This window comes from Candidatus Hydrogenedens sp., from assembly GCA_035361075.1.
Classification (GTDB): Bacteria; Hydrogenedentota; Hydrogenedentia; order Hydrogenedentales; family Hydrogenedentaceae; genus Hydrogenedens.
On the sequence record DAOSBX010000036.1, the window covers coordinates 16305 to 35085 of the forward strand.

Annotated in this window: 13 protein-coding genes; 9 read left to right on the forward strand and 4 right to left on the reverse strand. The window is 36.0% G+C overall.

All coding sequences use genetic code 11. From position 1 onward, the window contains the following. Positions 1-16 precede the first annotated feature (16 nt). The 3 genes from serS to PLJ10_10700 all read left to right on the forward strand — a co-directional run bounded on the left by serS (position 17) and on the right by PLJ10_10700 (position 2305). Positions 17-1285 carry a serine--tRNA ligase gene (gene serS / locus PLJ10_10690; GenBank protein ID HOK10115.1) on the forward strand — a complete coding sequence of 423 codons (1269 nt, stop codon included), beginning with the start codon at positions 17-19 and terminating at the stop codon, positions 1283-1285. A 2-nt stretch (positions 1286-1287) separates the two neighbouring features. After that, complete coding sequence (locus PLJ10_10695; GenBank protein HOK10116.1) at positions 1288-2049, forward strand: NAD-dependent deacylase; 762 nt, start codon at positions 1288-1290, stop codon at positions 2047-2049. 61 nt (positions 2050-2110) lie between these two features. Continuing rightward, positions 2111-2305, forward strand: a complete 195-nt coding sequence (locus PLJ10_10700; GenBank protein HOK10117.1) for a hypothetical protein — start codon at positions 2111-2113, stop codon at positions 2303-2305. Positions 2306-2371: 66 nt separating this feature from the next. Here PLJ10_10700 and PLJ10_10705 read toward each other — a convergent pair whose 3' ends face one another. Beyond that, positions 2372-7246, reverse strand: a complete 4875-nt coding sequence (locus PLJ10_10705; GenBank protein ID HOK10118.1) for a PhoPQ-activated protein PqaA family protein — start codon at positions 7244-7246, stop codon at positions 2372-2374. Positions 7247-7578: 332 nt separating this feature from the next. Between PLJ10_10705 and tyrS the strand changes: the two genes are divergently transcribed. From tyrS to PLJ10_10730, 5 genes are all read left to right on the forward strand, one after another. Then, positions 7579-8862, forward strand: coding sequence for a tyrosine--tRNA ligase (gene tyrS, locus PLJ10_10710; protein ID HOK10119.1), 1284 nt, complete (start codon positions 7579-7581; stop codon positions 8860-8862). Positions 8863-8879: 17 nt separating this feature from the next. Further along, positions 8880-9659 carry a DNA repair protein RecO gene (gene recO / locus PLJ10_10715; GenBank protein HOK10120.1) on the forward strand — a complete coding sequence of 260 codons (780 nt, stop codon included), beginning with the start codon at positions 8880-8882 and terminating at the stop codon, positions 9657-9659. 133 nt (positions 9660-9792) lie between these two features. Continuing rightward, positions 9793-10950 (forward strand): DUF1080 domain-containing protein, encoded by a 1158-nt coding sequence (locus tag PLJ10_10720; protein HOK10121.1) that lies wholly within the window; start codon positions 9793-9795, stop codon positions 10948-10950. A gap of 10 nt (positions 10951-10960) precedes the next feature. Further along, positions 10961-12436 (forward strand): hypothetical protein, encoded by a 1476-nt coding sequence (locus PLJ10_10725; protein HOK10122.1) that lies wholly within the window; start codon positions 10961-10963, stop codon positions 12434-12436. 230 nt (positions 12437-12666) lie between these two features. Next, positions 12667-12846, forward strand: a complete 180-nt coding sequence (locus PLJ10_10730; protein ID HOK10123.1) for a hypothetical protein — start codon at positions 12667-12669, stop codon at positions 12844-12846. A 14-nt stretch (positions 12847-12860) separates the two neighbouring features. On the opposite strand, the gene PLJ10_10735 is transcribed toward PLJ10_10730, so the two are convergent. Both PLJ10_10735 and PLJ10_10740 read right to left on the reverse strand, forming a co-directional pair. Beyond that, positions 12861-14546, reverse strand: coding sequence for a sodium:solute symporter family protein (locus tag PLJ10_10735; GenBank protein ID HOK10124.1), 1686 nt, complete (start codon positions 14544-14546; stop codon positions 12861-12863). A gap of 13 nt (positions 14547-14559) precedes the next feature. Further along, complete coding sequence (locus PLJ10_10740) at positions 14560-16434, reverse strand: glycosyl hydrolase (GenBank protein HOK10125.1); 1875 nt, start codon at positions 16432-16434, stop codon at positions 14560-14562. A gap of 89 nt (positions 16435-16523) precedes the next feature. On the opposite strand from PLJ10_10740, the gene PLJ10_10745 reads away from it, so the two are divergent. Continuing rightward, entirely contained in the window at positions 16524-17381 is an 858-nt protein-coding gene (locus PLJ10_10745) for a zf-HC2 domain-containing protein (GenBank protein ID HOK10126.1), read from the forward strand. 53 nt (positions 17382-17434) lie between these two features. Here PLJ10_10745 and PLJ10_10750 read toward each other — a convergent pair whose 3' ends face one another. After that, the gene (locus tag PLJ10_10750) at positions 17435-18364 is read right to left on the reverse strand and encodes a tetratricopeptide repeat protein (GenBank protein ID HOK10127.1); all 930 of its coding nucleotides are present in this window, start codon (positions 18362-18364) and stop codon (positions 17435-17437) included. Positions 18365-18781 lie beyond the last annotated feature (417 nt).

Consider the following 18781-nt stretch of genomic DNA (forward strand, 5'->3'; position numbering starts at 1 on the left):
AAAGGAAGGGCTAATTATGATTGATATTCGTCTAATCCGATCTGACCTAGAATTTGTACGTAATACATTAGCAAAGAGAGGAAAAGAAATTCGATTCGATGAGTTATTGAAAATAGATAGTATTCGTAGGGAAAAATTACATAGATGTGAATTACTCAGAGCGGAACAGAATCGTACTGGGGAAATAATAGCTCAGAAGAAGAAACAGAAAGAAAATGTGGATGACCTTTTGATATCAATGAGTAATATTAAGCAACAAATTGCAGAGTTAGAAGAAGAATTAAAAAGTTTAGATGAACAAATCGAACAAATATTACTTACTATTCCAAATCTTCCTCATGAAAGTTTACCTATCGGTAAAGACTCGAATGACAATCGAGTTGAGAGGAGATGGTCAACACCACGCAATTTTGATTTTGAGCCGTGGGACCATGTTCAGTTAGGGGAATATCTTCATATTTTTGACTTTGACCGTGCTGTTAAAATTGCTAAGACACGATTCTCCTTATCTATGGGCATTGGAGCCTTATTAGAGAGGGCTCTTATTAATTTTATGCTGGATGTTCATACAAAACAACATGGTTATAAAGAAGTATTGCCTCCATTTTTGGTTAATTCTGCAACTATGCAAGGAACGGGACAACTTCCAAAGTTTGCGGAAGACCTGTTTCGCATTGATAATTTTGATTTATGGCTTATCCCAACTGCGGAGGTTCCTGTTACGAATATTCATAGAGATGAAATTATTCTAAATGAACAACTTCCCTTGAAATATGTTGCTTATACCCCTTGTTTTAGGAGTGAGGCTGGTTCTTATGGGAAAGACACACGTGGTATGATTCGACAGCATCAATTTAATAAAGTAGAGTTAGTAAAATTTTGTAGACCTGAGGAATCGTGGGATGAATTGGAAAAACTTACAAATGATGCAGAACATATATTGCAATTATTAGGGTTGCCGTATCAGGTCGTAACACTATGTACAGGAGATTTGGGTTTTTCTTCAGCCAAGACATACGACCTTGAAGTGTGGTTGCCAGGACAAAATTGTTATCGTGAAATTAGTTCTTGTTCTAACTTTACTGATTTTCAAGCACGTAGAGCAAATATTCGTTTTAAGCGTGATAAAAAACCTGAATTTGTCCACACATTAAATGGTTCAGGACTTGCAGTAGGTAGGACTGTAGTTGCTATTCTTGAAAATTATCAACAACCTGACCATACAGTTGTTATACCTGAAGTTTTAAAACCATATATGCATGGATTAGAAAGGATTGAACCATAGTTATGAATGAGATTATGGAGAAAACAGCCCAAATTATTGCTAACTCAAAAAATGTTGTCGCTGTAACAGGGGCAGGTATCTCTGTGGAAAGTGGTATTCCTGATTTTAGAAGTCCTGGTGGGCTATGGTCTAAATATCCTCCGGAAGAATATGCTACGTACGAAGCTTTTATTGACAATCCAGATAAAGTATGGGAACTGTTTTATGAGATAGGGGAGACTATCTCAAAAGCAAAACCGAATATGGCACATATTGCCCTTGCAAAGTTGGAAGAACTTGGTCATTTGGTAGCGGTAATAACACAGAATATTGATAATTTGCACTATGAAGCAGGGAATAATACTGTTATTGAGTATCATGGAAATGCAAGAACCCTTTATTGCCCAGCATGTGGACGAAGAAGGCCAATGAGTCTTTCACATCGAAATCATGGGGCACCACGTTGCGAATGTGGTGGATTTATGAAACCCGATGTCGTCCTATTTGGTGAACCTATTCCATCGAGGGCATTATTTACAGGTGAAACATTAGCGAAAAGTTGTGAGGTGATGTTGGTAATTGGAACATCTGCACAGGTATATCCTGCGGCATCACTTCCATATACTGCTAAACAATGGGGGGCAGTGGTAATCGAATTTAATACGGTCAGAACTCCTTTTACAGAGTCCGTTACGGATTACTTTATTGAGGGACCAGTTGGGCATACGTTGCCAGAAATTGTTCGGAAAGTAGAAGAGATAGATAAGAATAAAATAGACAAATAAAAGTAATTTTGCTATAATTAATTTATGGAATATGTGAATTCCAAACAAAGGAGCATGAAGCATGGCTATTTATGAATACCATGCAATAAGAGCAGAAGGAGATTTTGAGAAGTCTTTTATAGGTGGAGTTGTAATAGCAAAGAATAGGCAGGAAGCCAAAGAAAAACTGCGTCAGAAGGGTCTCAAAGCAACTATGTTGCGAAGGGCAAAAGGACTAATGGCAGTAATTAAATGGTTTGACGCAGATATTCGGTGATTTCTCTGTAATATGCAATAAAATACTTCTCTATTTAATTGATTAGTGGGGGTATTTTGCTATGTATCAGTCTGGATAAATATCGGGAACAATTACCACCCTTGTGCTAAATACATAATCTAAGTCTTTTAACTCTGGAGAATAAGGTGCTGGTCCTGGGAATTTAACCTGGATAAAGAAGGCAGTCCAACCCTGTTTTGGAACAGGAACTGTTGCCACATACGGAATAATTTCATTCTCTTCAAATTCGCATACACAGGCAGGTTCTTCTTCTCCATCTACTCCTCCTGTTTCACCTTCTTCTACAATGCTGGATTTTGCCAAGGTATTAGACGAATCTAACTTTGTAATTTTAAGTGGTATATTATTATTTTTGAATTGCTCTACTGTTAAATTATCTACTCCTTCGGATAAATTGAATGCATTTAATAACTTTGCCACATTAATTTCTTGCTCATGTGTAGAAGAAAGAGTTATCAACCCTGAAGAAGGAATATATTTGATAGACCAGGTTTCTTCATTTGCTATTACGGAATCGTTGTTAACCCCAACACAATCAATATTAGAGTTCTTTAAGGTAATCCCGTATATGTTATTTCTATTTGCATACAACAGGTCTGTACTCTCATTTGTGTTACATGTTGGTGTTATTGGATAAGTTGATTTTATCCAGTTTAGAGTAAATTGTATTTTATTTATCCATTTTTCAGCCTCTGTTTGCTGATTTGGTGTTATTGCAATTGCCTCGCCGTCATTATTAACAATCAAACTTGAAATAAACAAACCGACTGGAGCAAGTGAAACAAAGGTAGAATTGTTTTGTGTTGGCTTCCATACAGAAAAGATTAAGTTATCGGTATTGGATGAGATAAGAATTGTATTATTGTTGGTTGTAACTTTAATCCCGTCATCCCACTGTAGCATATTAGCCCAAACCAATTGTTCATAGTTTATGCCCGCACCATCAGCAATACCGTGAATAACATCCATCCACTCCGATGGCATATATGAAGCTAAATGGATTAGGGTTTGTTTTTCTTCAGCACTTAGCGAAGATAAATTTATGTTCGAGGTAATCTCAAATACTTCATTTTGTAATAATCTACCATAATGATAACCCATTTGATAATAAGTTCCTTCAAGATATACCCAACGTTGATTTTCGTTATTTTCCATAGTGCCCAAAATACCTTGTCCACCTATCGAGTTAACATTTTCTTCTGGATATGACTTCTCACCAGATGTGGGGATTTCAAGTATTGCTTCAGGAGCATATCCTGGATCGCCTCCACATTCAGGGCAGAATGGCCTTAATTTTTCGCTTGTCCATCCAAGCCCAATAGTATTTAGTCTGAAATCACGAGCATCTTTATTTGTTGCCTGCCATAATAACACTTCTTTGGGTCGAGTGATAGCATCAAGACGAATACGGAAAGCTCTCTTCTCTACATCTGGCTCTGATGTGTCTTCTTCAACCCACCAGAAGAATTTAGGACGTTCTTGATTGTTTATTACAGAGATGTAAAATGCCAATAAGGCCCGATACGTCGCTTCATCTACTCCTAAACTTTCACCAGATGCAAGTCCATGGTCGGTATTAGGTGCATAGTATAGATAAGAATTTTCTGGATAGATAACATTGTTACCAAGTTTGATATTCGGTTTTAATTCGTTAAAGTAGAATTTTGCGGAATCTGGAAGGAAGAACTGGTCTCCTGTAGAATTTGCAATCAATTTGGGCATTTGCAGGTTATCCAGATAATTAATGGGGTCGACTATCTTCCATAAGGAATCCCCTTCAGGGGTACCCAATCTGTCAAATATCCCCATTGCAACGTAGTCTTTTAATGCTGGTGAGAATTTGCCACCATAAGAATTGTAATGATGCTCAATTTGTAGGGGCATATTAAGCACATCGATAACGATAGGCATGACTGCACAAATCCGTGGGTCAATAGCAGATGTCAACCATGAAGTCCAACCTCGTTTAGATGCTCCTGTAATGACGAATTGATTTAATTCATATTTATTCCCAGGTTTTTCCTCTTTAACAAATTTTTGAACTGTATCCATTGCTCTAACTGCTGTACGAACCATAGGTAATAATGCTGGCCAAGTAATATCGCCTTTCCTTGCTTTATAAGCGTCCATATATTTGTCAAAGCTGTAAGCAATAATGGCATCTTCTGACCTCTTCCTTGTTTCACCCACAAACTCGAGAGGTTGGTTAGGAACGGATTTAACCACCGCTGCAATAGTTCCTGTTGCAGAAATGAAAGGGAATACCATTGTAGCTACATCTGTTAGGTCAGGTTCAGTATCTGTTGAACCTCCAGTTACCATTAATAACGCCTTATCATGCAGAACTATTGGTGGCTCAATTATAGTTACATAATGTGTCCATGGTTCTGGATTATATACTTCCTGTGCACCTCGCCAAATGCCAGAAGTCATTTTCAACACATACGATGAAAGACCGACTGTGGGGAATGTTCCTGTACGAATCAACTCATAATCATAATAAGGGTCACAAATATCGACATATTTTTTCAGTATTTGGTCCTCAGGATATGTATCTGGTGCCTTTGCATCAATAGTTGCATCCACTGGATTAACTTTATTTAAACTCACATTACTTACAAGTAGATATATATAATCAAAACATACATCTTCATCTGGCTTAAAATTCTGGATAGGGATGGTATCTAAGACTCCATCCTTGTCCGTGTCTATCCCATTAGCATCCAATGTATATACTTTCTTTTTTGCTGGATGGTACACAGCAAATTTTAAGCTATAACCATTATCATCAGCAGTCCATGCTTTTGGATTTAGGATAACTTGAACTTTTGCGGATAATGGATTTATGTTTATTTTTACAATTCGTGAAGACAAGGGTAAGATACTCTGTAATTCAGACACATAAGTCGGATTGATAAATATTTTATCTGTAGGTGCAGGACATTTACGTTCGGGAATGCCTGTATCTAAGAACTGAGATTCATTTGGGACAAATATTTCACGTTCCTTGTCAGAAACACGCAGGATTGTTTCGTCGAATTTTTCTAATGCCCGTCCACGAACAAAATACCAGTATAACTCCGACAATCTTTCAGTATCATCAGTTGCCTCATAAATAATAGTATCCAAAGCCTTATAGGAAAGGAGAGTTGCCAATTCATAGGTAACGGTTTGTTGAGGCTTTAGTTCGTTCTTAAATACTTTTTCTAATTCCTGAATTAGAACACCAATAATGCCAATTGTTGGAGTATCTGATAATTTCTTTTCCAAATAAGCCCAGAATTCTTGACCCGCGTTATAATATCTTTTTTTATTCATTGCAATCGGCTGAAATAGTGTCTGCGTCAAGTCATAAAATTCACTTTCACTGAATGAGCGTGCCCAAGTTTGAACAGAATTATCTTCGCTTTTACCTACCCTTTTTGAGGAATCATTAAACTCAGCCACAACACGGTCCGCATGCTGTCCAAGATAAACTGCTGAAGATTCTTTTAATCCTTTAAAGTAAGATACTTTTCTTACACTTCCTAATGCATCAATATCTGTGGGGTCAGGCATTAACACTTCTGGTAATTTATAATTATCAAAGCATGAATAAAATAGATATTGGGAAAAAATATTGTATGGTGTATATTTTTGTTTAATATCCTTATTTTCTTTATCGTTCAAGGCTACAATTGCATTATGAATAGAGACCATTAATAGTTGTTTTGGGTCAATAACAATATTCCCAAATTGACGATTAGCAACTGATAACTGGTAAAAATCTTCATATTCAGAAGTATACTGCAAATTCATATTAAAGAAGACTAATCCATAGGCGCCATCATGGTCTACTAAAATAGGATTTCTTATTCCTGAGAGCACGTACTCTACAAATACTGCTCCCAAACGTTTAGCAATTTCGTTAAGTGTATTATATGCTACTTCATCTGAGAAGTTTTCATTGTAAAATGTATTTGGATTTTCCATGTCACCCTTATCTAAAGCTACTAATTGTTTTATAACAGGAACAGAGCCAAAAATTCGCCAATTTAGGTTCCATGGGTGTTCAGGAGGTTCCTCCCCTTCTGGAAGAGGTATTTGAACATCGATAATAGAGGCATAGGGAAAGAAAGCAACTACGTAAATGGCGGAGTGAGGCAAACCTGTAACCCTTGCAAAAGCAGTATTATTCCGTTTTTCCGCAAGGACAGGAACCATAGAACCATCTTCTAACAAAGCAATTATTAAATATCTATTTGCAGGTCGTTCCGTTCTTTCCGCTTCGCCGTTAAATAAAGGTATTTCCAGTGTGCTGGATACAATTTTTTCACCACTTTTTGCAAATAAATTTTCTTCTTTTGCATCGTGAGCAATTCTATAAAAAGGTGAAACTAATTCTATGGGTTCATAAAAGTTTATTTGTTTTGCCTCTTTTGTTTCATAAATGCTAAATGTCGTTTTTTCAGTAAGTGCCCCTTGGGGAACCGTAATTGTAACACCATACCCTGAGACAACACCAGAATAAGGTGTTTTATTGGGGTCAATAATTGTAAATGTTGTTCCTGGATTAACCCTTATATAATTTTCTTTCCTCTGTTCCGCAATTCCTATTCCTGTTGTAATCTTCAATGTTACTGTATAGAAACTCGGGTTATTCGCATCTTTTGGATTGTGGTAATAAGTCTTAATAGGATTGGGAAGGTTACTTGTTTCTCCATCTCCAAAATCCCAATACCATGATACAATTGGTGAACTCTCGGAAACGGAAAGGTCTGTAAATTGAACAACCAGAGGTTCATTTCCATCAAGCGGTGTCGCTGAAAATTGAGCAACAGGTTTTTTATCAGCAGGTTTCGGTTTACATCCAGATATAGCAAATATCAAAGAAACTACTACCAACGTAATTGCCATAGATAAAGCAAATCTTTTTAACATACATCCATTCCTATCTTGTTTATCATTTATTAAAGCACATTATACCTATAAAAAGTCTCATTAAAAATATTGCTCATTATCTTCATGTTCTTGTTTTTAACTTCAAGTTATTCCTTAATATATTGTTATTAAATAATCTATTAAATAGTATAATTTTTTAATGGCTTTTGTCAACATTTTTCCTATGTTCTTAATTAGAGGAATCTAACCACAATTCAAATCCAATTCCAAAGCCAATCAAAAAACTGTTATAATCTTTTTAATTTTCTGAATATCATATTATAACTGATTTTAACAATTGAGGTTCACTTTTAAACGAAGGGACTTAATACATGATGAGTAAGACCTTATTTGATGAATTACAGTGGCGTGGTATGGTGCATCAGATTACCCATCCGGAATTGACGGAAAAACTATCTACGGAGAAATTTAATTTATATTGTGGTTTTGACCCTACATCTGACAGTTTACATATAGGTAGCCTTTTGCCTATAATGGGGTTGGTTCATTTTCAGCGGTGGGGACACAAACCTATCGTATTAATTGGAGGTGGAACTGGTCTTATCGGAGACCCAAGTGGAAAGAAGGAAGAAAGACAACTCCAGAGTAAAGAGGATGTTGAAAGGAATGCACAATGTATAAAGGAACAATTATCCCATTTTATTTCCTTCGAGGGACAAAATCCTGCAATTATGGTTAATAATGCAGATTGGTTATGTGAACTGAAATTACTTGATTTTTTACGGGATATAGGAAAACATTTTAGCGTTAATGTAATGCTTTCTAAAGATGCAATACGGCAAAGACTTGAAGACCGTGAACATGGGATTTCTTATACAGAATTTACATATTGTCTGCTTCAATCTTACGATTACCTCTATTTGTGTGAGCATTATGATTGTAGACTTCAGATTGGTGGTTCTGACCAATGGGGTAATATAGTCTCTGGCATGGAGTTAACACGAAGACTTCTTGGAAAAGAAACGTATGGACTAACATTGCCGTTGGTGACCAAAGCAGACGGAACAAAATTTGGGAAAACTGAGTCTGGAAATGTATGGCTCGACCCTAATAAGACAACTCCATATCGTTTCTATCAGTTCTGGATAAATCAAGCAGATGCAGACACACCAAAATACTTAAAATACTTTACTTTACTCTCCCAAAAAGAGATACGAACATTAGAAGAACAAATACAAACAGAGCCACATAAACGCACTGCTCAGAAAGCATTAGCCGCAGAGGTAACAAGAATGGTGCATGGTGAGACCGCTCTGCAAAATGCTATCCGTGCAAGTGAGGCTATGTTTGGTGGCGACCTTCATCAATTAGAACTTTCTGTTTTGGAGGATGTTTTTAGTGATATCCCTAATGCAGAAATGCCTATAAGTTACATTCAAGAAAATCGTCCAATCTTGGATCTCCTTGTAAATTCAGGAGTATTAGAAAGTCGGGGTGAAGGGAGACGACTTGTTAAAAATGGTGGTCTTTATCTTAATAATGAAAGAGTGTCCGACGAGAACTTAAGGTTAAATGAGAATCATCTTCTTGGTGGAAAATTGCTTGTTATTCGGCTTGGCAAAAAAGATTACCGTCTTTTTCGATTTTTCACATAATAATTAATCAAAAGATTATGTCTACACATCAGACAGAAGCATTTGTCGTCCATTTATTTGACTATGGGGAAACAAGCAAAATTATTCAAATTTTGACAGCCCATCATGGGAAATTATCTTGCATTGCAAAGGGGTTAAAAAGAAAGAATAATCCGTGGATTTTTACATTAGACCGTCTGAATCGTATAGATGTTCAATATACATGGAAACCCACACGTGAGGTTCAAATAATCACAGATGTTGTTTTATTGGATGGCTATCCAGAAATAAAGAACGATATTCATAAACAGATTTTAGCAAGTATTGTCTTAGAAACAGCGTTCAACTTTGTAGAAATTGAGCAAAACGCAGTTACGACATATCATCAAGTATACACAGCATTCGAACATATTAAATTAGATACAGATAATCCTGTCACATTAACATTTTTAACATGCTGGCATCTTTGGCAAATTTTAGTACATAGTGGACTTGAACCCCAGTTAGACTGTTGCATTCGCTGTGGGAAATCGTTACCTTCATCACCCTACTTTTCATGGCAAGGGGGGACAGTGTGTCCCAATTGTCATCCAGATTATAGACTTCAAAAGAGTGATTTAGAATTACTACAACAATTGAAACAAATAGAAAATCCCTTAACAACAACCTTAGATTTTGACAAGGATTCCTATTTTAATAGAATATTATCTATCTTATGTAAATATATATCATTTCATTCAGGACATGCTTTAAAGTCATATAATGTATTACGTGAAATAATAAACTCCAATTTAAAAGGAACAAAAAATGAATCTTAAAAAAGTTATCTTAACTATTTTACTTCTAGTATGTATGTTTTCTCTAAATACGTCTTGCTACCCTATTGTCTATGGTGATAGAGATTTCCATATGAAGAGAGGGATTCTTTATCGTGGGAAGGAGACATATCTCTTGAGAGCTTTCTATGTTCCCGATACTGCTCAAAAGGGTGCTGAACTAAAGACAATGGTGCCATTATTGGCAAGTATTGCAGAGGTCGGTGGCAATTCAATAGCGATGGATATTTTGAAGGACCCTGACGATACAAATGTCGATATAAAAATGATAGAGACTATAAAATCTTATGCTGACCGAGCCAAAGACCAATATATGACTGTTATTGTTAGAATCGCACCAAATAATAAGCCTCATAAAAAAGAACCTCTCATAGGTACCCTTCGACAAAATTTTAAGACGATGTTAAATATAATTTATTGGGTCGATGGGCTTTATTCAAAAGAATGGGTGAAATCATTAAAAAAGATAAATAAGAATTGGACTATTATTTCTAATGAAAATTCGGACCTAATTTTAGCAAAAGATTCAAACTTATCTAGAACTCTTACACCAAACTTAGTATTTACAGCTCTGCCTGAGAAACAAATGGATACCATCCATTTTATTCTCCCATTTTCTCAAGAAAATTTAAATTCAGTCGAATCAGCTTTCGCAAAGATTACTCCATGTAGTGATATTGATATGACGACAGCCATCAATATATTAAGCGAAGAAGAGAGAAAGGAAGGTTTTATTCCTTTATTTGATGGGAAAACCTTAAACGGCTGGTGGTATTTAGGAGATAATCATAAGACTTTTGCTGTAAATCCAGAAGGGTTTATAGAATGGAAAGAGAAAGGTGGCAAAGCATTAATGTCTTGTAATAGATATGATAATTTTGTACTTCGGTTAGAATGGATTATGATGGAGAAAAATGGCAATACTGGGGTATGGGTTCGTGCTCCACGTGGAAGTAGAGCCTCAAAAATTGGTTTTGAAGTCCAAATTCTTGGCGATAGTGATAAAACAGAACTTACTGATGATACTACAGGGGCTATCTACAAAGTAATACCACCCAAAGTGAAAGCAATGAAACCTGAAGGGCAATGGAATGACCTTGAAATCATTTGTAATGGACCTTATGTGAAAGTAACCCTCAATGGTCAGGTTGTTCAAGATGTAAATTTTGACGACGTGGAAGAATTAAAATATAGATTAAGAAAAGGATTTATAGGATTAACAGACCACGGGAATCATTGTGGCTTTAGAAACATACGAATAAAACCTTTATAGAGGATTTGTTATGAGAAAAACATATAGAATTTCACTATTATTAACCTGTATTTTATTTGCCACTCTTTTTACCCTTTCTATTTGCTCGTCTTCACAAGAGCCAGCTATTCAAAGTGAAACGGGACTTGAAAACGGTGTTACTATTGTTTCTGTAAAAAATGATTGGGATTACCAAATAATTACTGCACGTGTCCCTTATATAGGTATTGAAAGGGATGACAAAACAGGTCTTGCTCGCCTTGTTATTCCGATGAAAGAATTGAAGAAAAAACACAAACTACCTATGTTCTGCCATGTACACTATGAGAAAGACGTCTCAGGGGCAAAAAAGTGGGCAAAAAAAGGATGGATTGTTTCTACTGCAGTTTATACACCACCAAATGGAGAATCACCTATTGATGCGGCTTTAGGTAATGGATATAACTTGGCACGAGCAATAATTCAATGGGTGAAGCGTTTACCTATTGTAGATACAACACATATATTAATTGATGGGGGCAGTCAAGGTGGATATATGGCATTAGCAATGAGTGCTGATTTGTTCCCCGTAATTGCTACTCACGCTGATGTGCCTGTAGTAAACTGGGCATATAATTTTGCCTACTTTGAAGCGAATCGAGAAGGGGCTGGGGTTGGTCTACCTTTGGACCAAGCCCCTATGCCAGTTTTATCATCCGTCATCGGATTAGCAGACATGTGTTACAAATATTTTCCACGGGATCTAAACCATGAATGTTGGTATTATTTAAGCCCAATTTCTTACTTATCCCTTATTACAAATTTCACCCTTATCACCTGTGCCACAGGTGATATGTTAGTCCCTATTGAACAAATGACACGAGATTACATTCGCCAACCTGATTATTCACAATTTCCCCAAGGATTTACTCGTGATTTTGATAAACTTGAATTCTGTTCACAAGCAAAGAAAGTATTTGAGGAATTAATACCAAAGGATAACTATGAAATTTTTCTGCTAACCCCACAAGAGAACAGTTATGAAATAACACGTGGAATGATTGTAAATAGTAAACTGAAACCAAAGGTCGGTCCTAAGAAAGTAGATAAACCATGGAGCAAAACAAAACAATGGTCCCTCGTTTACCTTGATGAAGGTCCACCTACTCCTGTAGCTGGACATACAAAACTTGAATGGTCATTGTCCCCAGACAGCTTTGTAGATTATCACAAAACAGCCCCATTACCTGAAAATATTCTGACAAGTGAAAAACTTGAGCATTTGCTTAGAAGATACATGGGAGAAATTGAACATCCTGTGATGTTAAACAATAATAAACTATCACAAAGGTTAAACTATACCAATTTAGAGCAAATGGATGTTTCAATTTCCCTATTGAGTTATGCTAAAATCAGTCCCAAACATGAGCAGAAACTTCAAGAGTTATATACTCAATCTACCCTTAAACCTTTTGGACCTTCTATATCTGCCTCTTCTTTAGAAAAGATGTATGAAATCCCGAAGTAAATACCGATTCAAAGGGTATGAAAAGTGTATTCAGTAGTAAAATAACTATGTCCTGCTTATTAGGTGATGATGCTTTACTAACAAATAGGATACATATACTACATCCCAACGAGGGAAGTGCCTTTAATTTGAGATGTAAATTTGTTCTCTTTAAATTATTTTAGGTATCATTCTCGCCATAAAATATCGGTTTTTAAATTAAAAAAGGCGATTTAAGTGGAGGAAAATGTATGCAGACTTCTATTATTATTGAATCAAATGGTCGGGGAAAATTCGATTTAGACCGTCTTTTACAACAAGGGTGGAAAGTAGTATCTGTTACTCCTAATCATGGGGGAAGTTACAGTGACTTTCTTGTCATTTTGGAGAAAGAGGAAACATCTACTCAAAATCAGTCAGAGAATAGATAAGTCAGGGTTCGTTATTAAACAATACTATTAACAAATAAAATTAAACTAATAACAATAATCCAAACAAAGATAAAGCCAAGCATTCCTACACGAGAAGGATAAGGAATTTCAATATTTTTAAAGGGTAGCAATTTTTTTGGAGGCTCAGGTAAAACATCGGGCGGAAGTGTAAATGGAGCGATATGTTTTTCCCCAGGTTTTACAGGGGTATATATACAAGTATAGATTCGATTTAACTTTTCCTCTGGCACTGGATGTGTGACAAGACTTACAATGATTCCAAGAGAAAATCCAGTGGCAAGATAGAACGTCATTTGCCACGAAAGTCGTAATTTATCCTGCCAAATCATAAATTCAGGTAAGTTTGCCACTGCCCATTGTTGAAAAAAGGGAAGTGAAGTGATGGTAAAAACAGTGAAACTTCCTAATGTAGAAGCCCATGCCGCTTTTGATGTTGTTCGTCGCCAGAATAAACCTAACCAAAAGATAGGTCCCATCATGGCTTGTAATGAAAAGAATATTTCAAGTCCTCTCGGGACGTTTGGCACTTTTAAAGCAAATAGTATCCCCACAATCACAATGACTATTGATATTACCCTACCTACCATAATATAGTGTTCTTCTGTTTTGTTTTTAATCCAATATCGGCGATATAAATTTTGTGTAAATAGTGCGGATGACGATACCATGAAGGCATCACAAGAGGACATTACAGACGCAATTAATGCAGAAATAAATAACCCTAAAAGACCTGGAGCAATGGTCGGCAGGAAATCCCTTGCTATCATTCCAAATACCTGGTCTGTTTGCCTGCCTGTTAAATTCGGATATAAAGCAATTGCACATAGTCCTGTGAAAGCCCATGCAATAGTGCAAAATCGTTTCAACAGGTTCCCCCCTGTAAGTCCAACCCGACCATCCATTTCCGTTTTGCCTGCTGCACAATTACCTAAGATATGCGGTTGCGTTACAACACCGACTAATGCATTAAAACAAAGAACTATGACATAAAAAAGGTTAATCTCTCCAGGAGCAACAATTTTTAACAAATCTGGATTACTCACTTTATCCCGCAAGCCATCTAATCCACCAACTGCATAAAGCACTAATGGAAGCAACATAAAAGAGAAAATAACGGTTAAAATCCCTTGGATGAAATCTGTGATGATTGCTGCACCTAAACCACCTGCCACTCCATATAGAATAAATATAGCACTCATAAAAAAAACGGAGATATACTTCGGTATGGCTCCGTTAGTGAGTGCTTCAATAGTAGCACTTGCTCCTAATTGTATAACTCCAATATTTACTGTTAGTTGCAACACCCCTACAATTGCATATAATGCACCAACTCCAGAACCGAAACGGGCTTCAAAGTAATCGCCCATCGTTAAAATACGCATCCGCCTTAATATCGGTGGAATAAGCCAATAAAAAGGGGTACAGAACAACCATAACCATTGATACCAAATACCAGAAATTCCATTGGTATAGACTTTTGAGGAAACGCCAACCGCATCATTTCCGCTGGTACCTGCTCCGAAGGAAAAAAATACCATTGTAACCTTACCGAATCGATTACCTCCCATAAAAAAGTCGTGTGTATTGCGAATATTTTTCGCAAACCATAGACCCACTCCCGAAATAATTACGAAATACAAAATAACTGCCAGCCAGTCAAAAAATGTAAGTCCTAACACCATCTAATTCCTATTAAGATTGAATTTCATCTTCCGAAACGATAAGTAATAACATCATCTCGCCTGAATTTAATATTAGATTATTTGGAGGTTGAATCGGTTTCACATCGCCAGAATTCGGGTCTAACCATATCCATTTCCCTTTTTCACGAACACTAATTTTTGTATTAACTTCATCTTTCCCCTCATTAAAAAATAGATATCCATGAATATCCCCATGTTTTGCATGGTAATAACGTATTGAAGGGGTTGGCGGATATAATAAAATATCGGGTTGAATTTTATTACGAATAAAATTCAATAATGCTTTGTCAGTCCCCGCATGGTTCAAAATGTGTGACAATCTTTTTTTATAAGTAACAACCTTTCTATTTTTATTTAGTGGCTCCAATTTTCGAATAAGCTTCTCTTCAATTTGTTCAATGCCATCAATAACTAATAAATGATATTTTGCCCCATCAATCTGGATATCTTCCCCCGATACGATCACATCTTCTCTCATGAGCGTTTCTATGTCAAGATAGAAAAAATCAATTTGATTCTCGTAAAGAATACGAGCAGAATTCCATGGTAAAAATTCAACATCAGCTAATATAGCGACATCTGCCACCGCATTCCCATCAGCAATAAACCAGCAGAGTCTACCGCACTTGTCAGCATATTTTTTATAAGTGTTCCACCATATATTATTTGGACCTACATCTGGTGGACGCTCATCTCTACGGGGACCTTTTATTGAATAATAAAAAGCATGGGGAACAAGCAAATCCACCCCTCGAACTAAAAGCCAACCTGTTAACCATTCCATCTCTTCATATGTAAGATTCCAGCCATAAGCACCAAAACATTCATTTAGATTTCGCTTACGTCGATGGTGTATCTTTGCCGATGCACTCCCTTTAGGTCCTGTAGACTCAGGACCTTCGATACTATTTTCTTTAAATGGTTCTACCCATCGCCACACAATATCTTGGCCAGGGATATGAAAATATTTAAGTGTATGTATATCCATTGGACTTTTGGGATGCCCTGTCAGAGCAATGTTGTGTGTTTCACACCAATCACTACAAGGTTTATAAAATGCAATCTCTAATCTTTTCTGAACCGCCTTGTAATAATCTTTTCTAATTTTCTGCGTTTCAGCCGTTTCTTTGTCCCACAGCATAGGAATATATTGTTTAAAATCATAGCCAAGATAATCTGAGATAAAATCAAGCATTCCCCATGTCCATGGTTGTGCATCTTTAATTGGTTTTCTCCCAAGTGGGTTTGGTTCGTCTGTAAAAATACCTATGACTGTATTCCCAAAATATTCTTTAAATTCAGAATAATACTTTTCATGGACTAACTCGATAAAACTTGCCACAGCCTCAGGATTTAATATATCACCTGCTGGTGGGGCTCCTGGGTCTCCATCATCAGTTCCAAAATGGACACCACGTATTGTGCCCATTGAACGAGTATGAATATAGTCATATTTATCATCGGCAAAAATAATTTCTTCTCCCTCCTTTAATGGCTCTTTACCCTTTAAGCGTCGTATTAAAGCCCTTGCTGAATGCTTTGGATTTTTCTGAACTACTTGCCCCGCACATGAACCAGAAGGATACATACCCTCATCATAAAGAATAACTTTCATCTCATGACTATGGGCAAACTCAATGATTATCCTCAGAAAATAGAGCCATCGCTCCGACATAAATCCGATAGATTCTGGTAAACCTATACGTGGATGTGGAACAACTCCATAAACACCATGGTCAATAAAATCATTTAAACATTCTTGAATTTTTCCCTCCTCTAATTCATCATTTAAAAACCAAAAAGGCATTACTGAATACTCACGAGGAGGTTGTTTAAATTTTTCTAAAAAGGCTAAATATTTCATACGTAAAACATTCTCTTTCTTTATTGCATAATTTTCACTTTTGAGTCGTTTATAATGTAAAATATCATATAAGAGGAGCTAACATAAAAATGATTCCTGATACTCACACAACAGAGAAAGGTCTCACAACACCCATACAGACTACACATGTAAAGATTCCTTATGATTTATGCCATGAACTTGTACACCAGTATGGATTAACTCTTTATGAGATACTTTGGTTTGAGGAGGGAATTAATGACACGCAAATTTTTGAAAAAATCCACCAAATTTTAGACCTGACTTGTGAACAAGCAAACTCACCCACTCTATTGACGCCAAAAATAGCGTTGTTTTCTAATGCTCAGAGTGTCATTAATGAACTTAATGATAAACGTAAAACATTCTGTCCACAATGCGGAAATGACCTTGTCGTATCAAATAATTTAATCCACACATTAAAACAGCTTTCTTCTGAACAACGATTTCTTTACTTATTAAAGGTAAAAGAAAATCTTTCATACCGAGATTTAGAAACGATTACATTTCATCATCGGGATGAAATAAATTCTTTGTTAACAGAAGCGAGAGAGTTATTACGCTCATTATTGTCAGACAAACCCCCGATGCCATTTCAAATAAATGATTCTTTGTGCGAAATTACTTATCAATATTTATCTCTTTATTTGGATAACGAAGTGAATGCATTACACATGTTGGAGGTAGAAAAACACCTTTACGAATGTGACACATGCCTTAAAATATTAGCTAACCATCAGCACATTCAAAAACAAATTGAGCAACTTCATATATTATCGAAGAAGGAATTTTTAGCCAACTTCCAATTGGAAAGCACCATCAGGAGGAAGAATCTTTCGGACTCGTTAGAAAAACAAAGAAGTATAAGGATAAGCAGAAGGAGAAGAGGTTTTTTATCACGAATTTGGAGATTTTTAAGAGGGAAATAAATTATCCATAAATTTGTCTTTTTCCTAAAAAATTCTATTGTGATTAATCTGTTTTACCTGACTGAATCTTTCAAAGATTGATTTTTATCAGTACTCCCGTAGTAATTATAAATTAGCTCCTTAAATTGTGGGGTATTCCGTATTGAATCAAAATCGGGGTCATTTTTTGCATCATATCTAAAATTAGGGTTTTTGTCCAATGCCTGTTTTAAGTATTTTATAGCGGTATCCGCATCTCCCTGAATAGATTTAAGACATGCCAAATTGTAGTATGGTTTGCCATGATTTGGGAAAATTTCTATCGCTTTTTTGTAGTAGAGTTCTGCTTTGTCATAATCACCAGTTTCTACTAAAAAGTTTGCATAATTGTTATAGGCGTTTATATCTTCTGGGTCTATCTGAATAGCCTTTTCAAAGTTTTGTTTTGCTAATTCGAGGTACTTTTTATCCTCCGTATTGTTGAACTCATTTCGATACAATGTTGCTAAAAAAGAGTAATATCTCGCCTTGTTTGGGTTGCAATTTATGGCTTGTTGTAAATAAGTTTCACATGCCTCGAAGGTAGAAATAGAGTATTTAAACCCTATATAGCCAAGATAACAATAAGCCTCGCACCAATCAGGATTTTTATTGAGCACCCCATACAATTTATTAAATGCAGTTGTGAATTCTCGTTCTCTTATATATTGCACTGCCAGTATAAAGTCTGCTTCTGTTGAAGTGTCCTTCCGCTTCTCAATTTCCACACTCGCCTCTCTAATCAACTTCTTTGTGCTTTCATAATATACAAGTGGGTCATCCTCAAGAGCAGATAAGGCTACCCGTATTAATTCTTTATAATAGTTATCCTCATTATGCCCTATTTTATTATTTAATGCTGTGATTTTTAATATAGACACTAATGGGTTATAATGAAAAATCAATACAGATACCAGCAAAATAAATATGATTGCGAATATTATGATTCGCACCCATTTTGACATAAGTAAAAACCTTTTTCCTTAATGTATGTAAGATATACTAACATACATTTAAAAACTAACTGAAATCTAAGAATATCATCTCTGAATAAATATCTACCTATTACTACAACCCAAAAATGATATTAATACCTTATCTAAGATATATGGAAATAAAAATCTTTTATATCTGTAGAAAATCTTGTCCCCAACCCTATTGAAGATTATTAGCCATACAGGGCATTAGCCATGCAGGTGAGGTTTGGATGTATTGGTACGAGGGAAATTGTATGCGTCAGACCTGTCCGAACTGTCAGACAAAGATAAACAATGTTTCACCATGCATTAGCCATGCAGGCAAGATTTGAAAGAAAAGAAGCCCGCCTTGGCTAAGGCTTTCTATCCCTTTTTCAGGTATTAGCCATACAGGCAAGGTTTTTA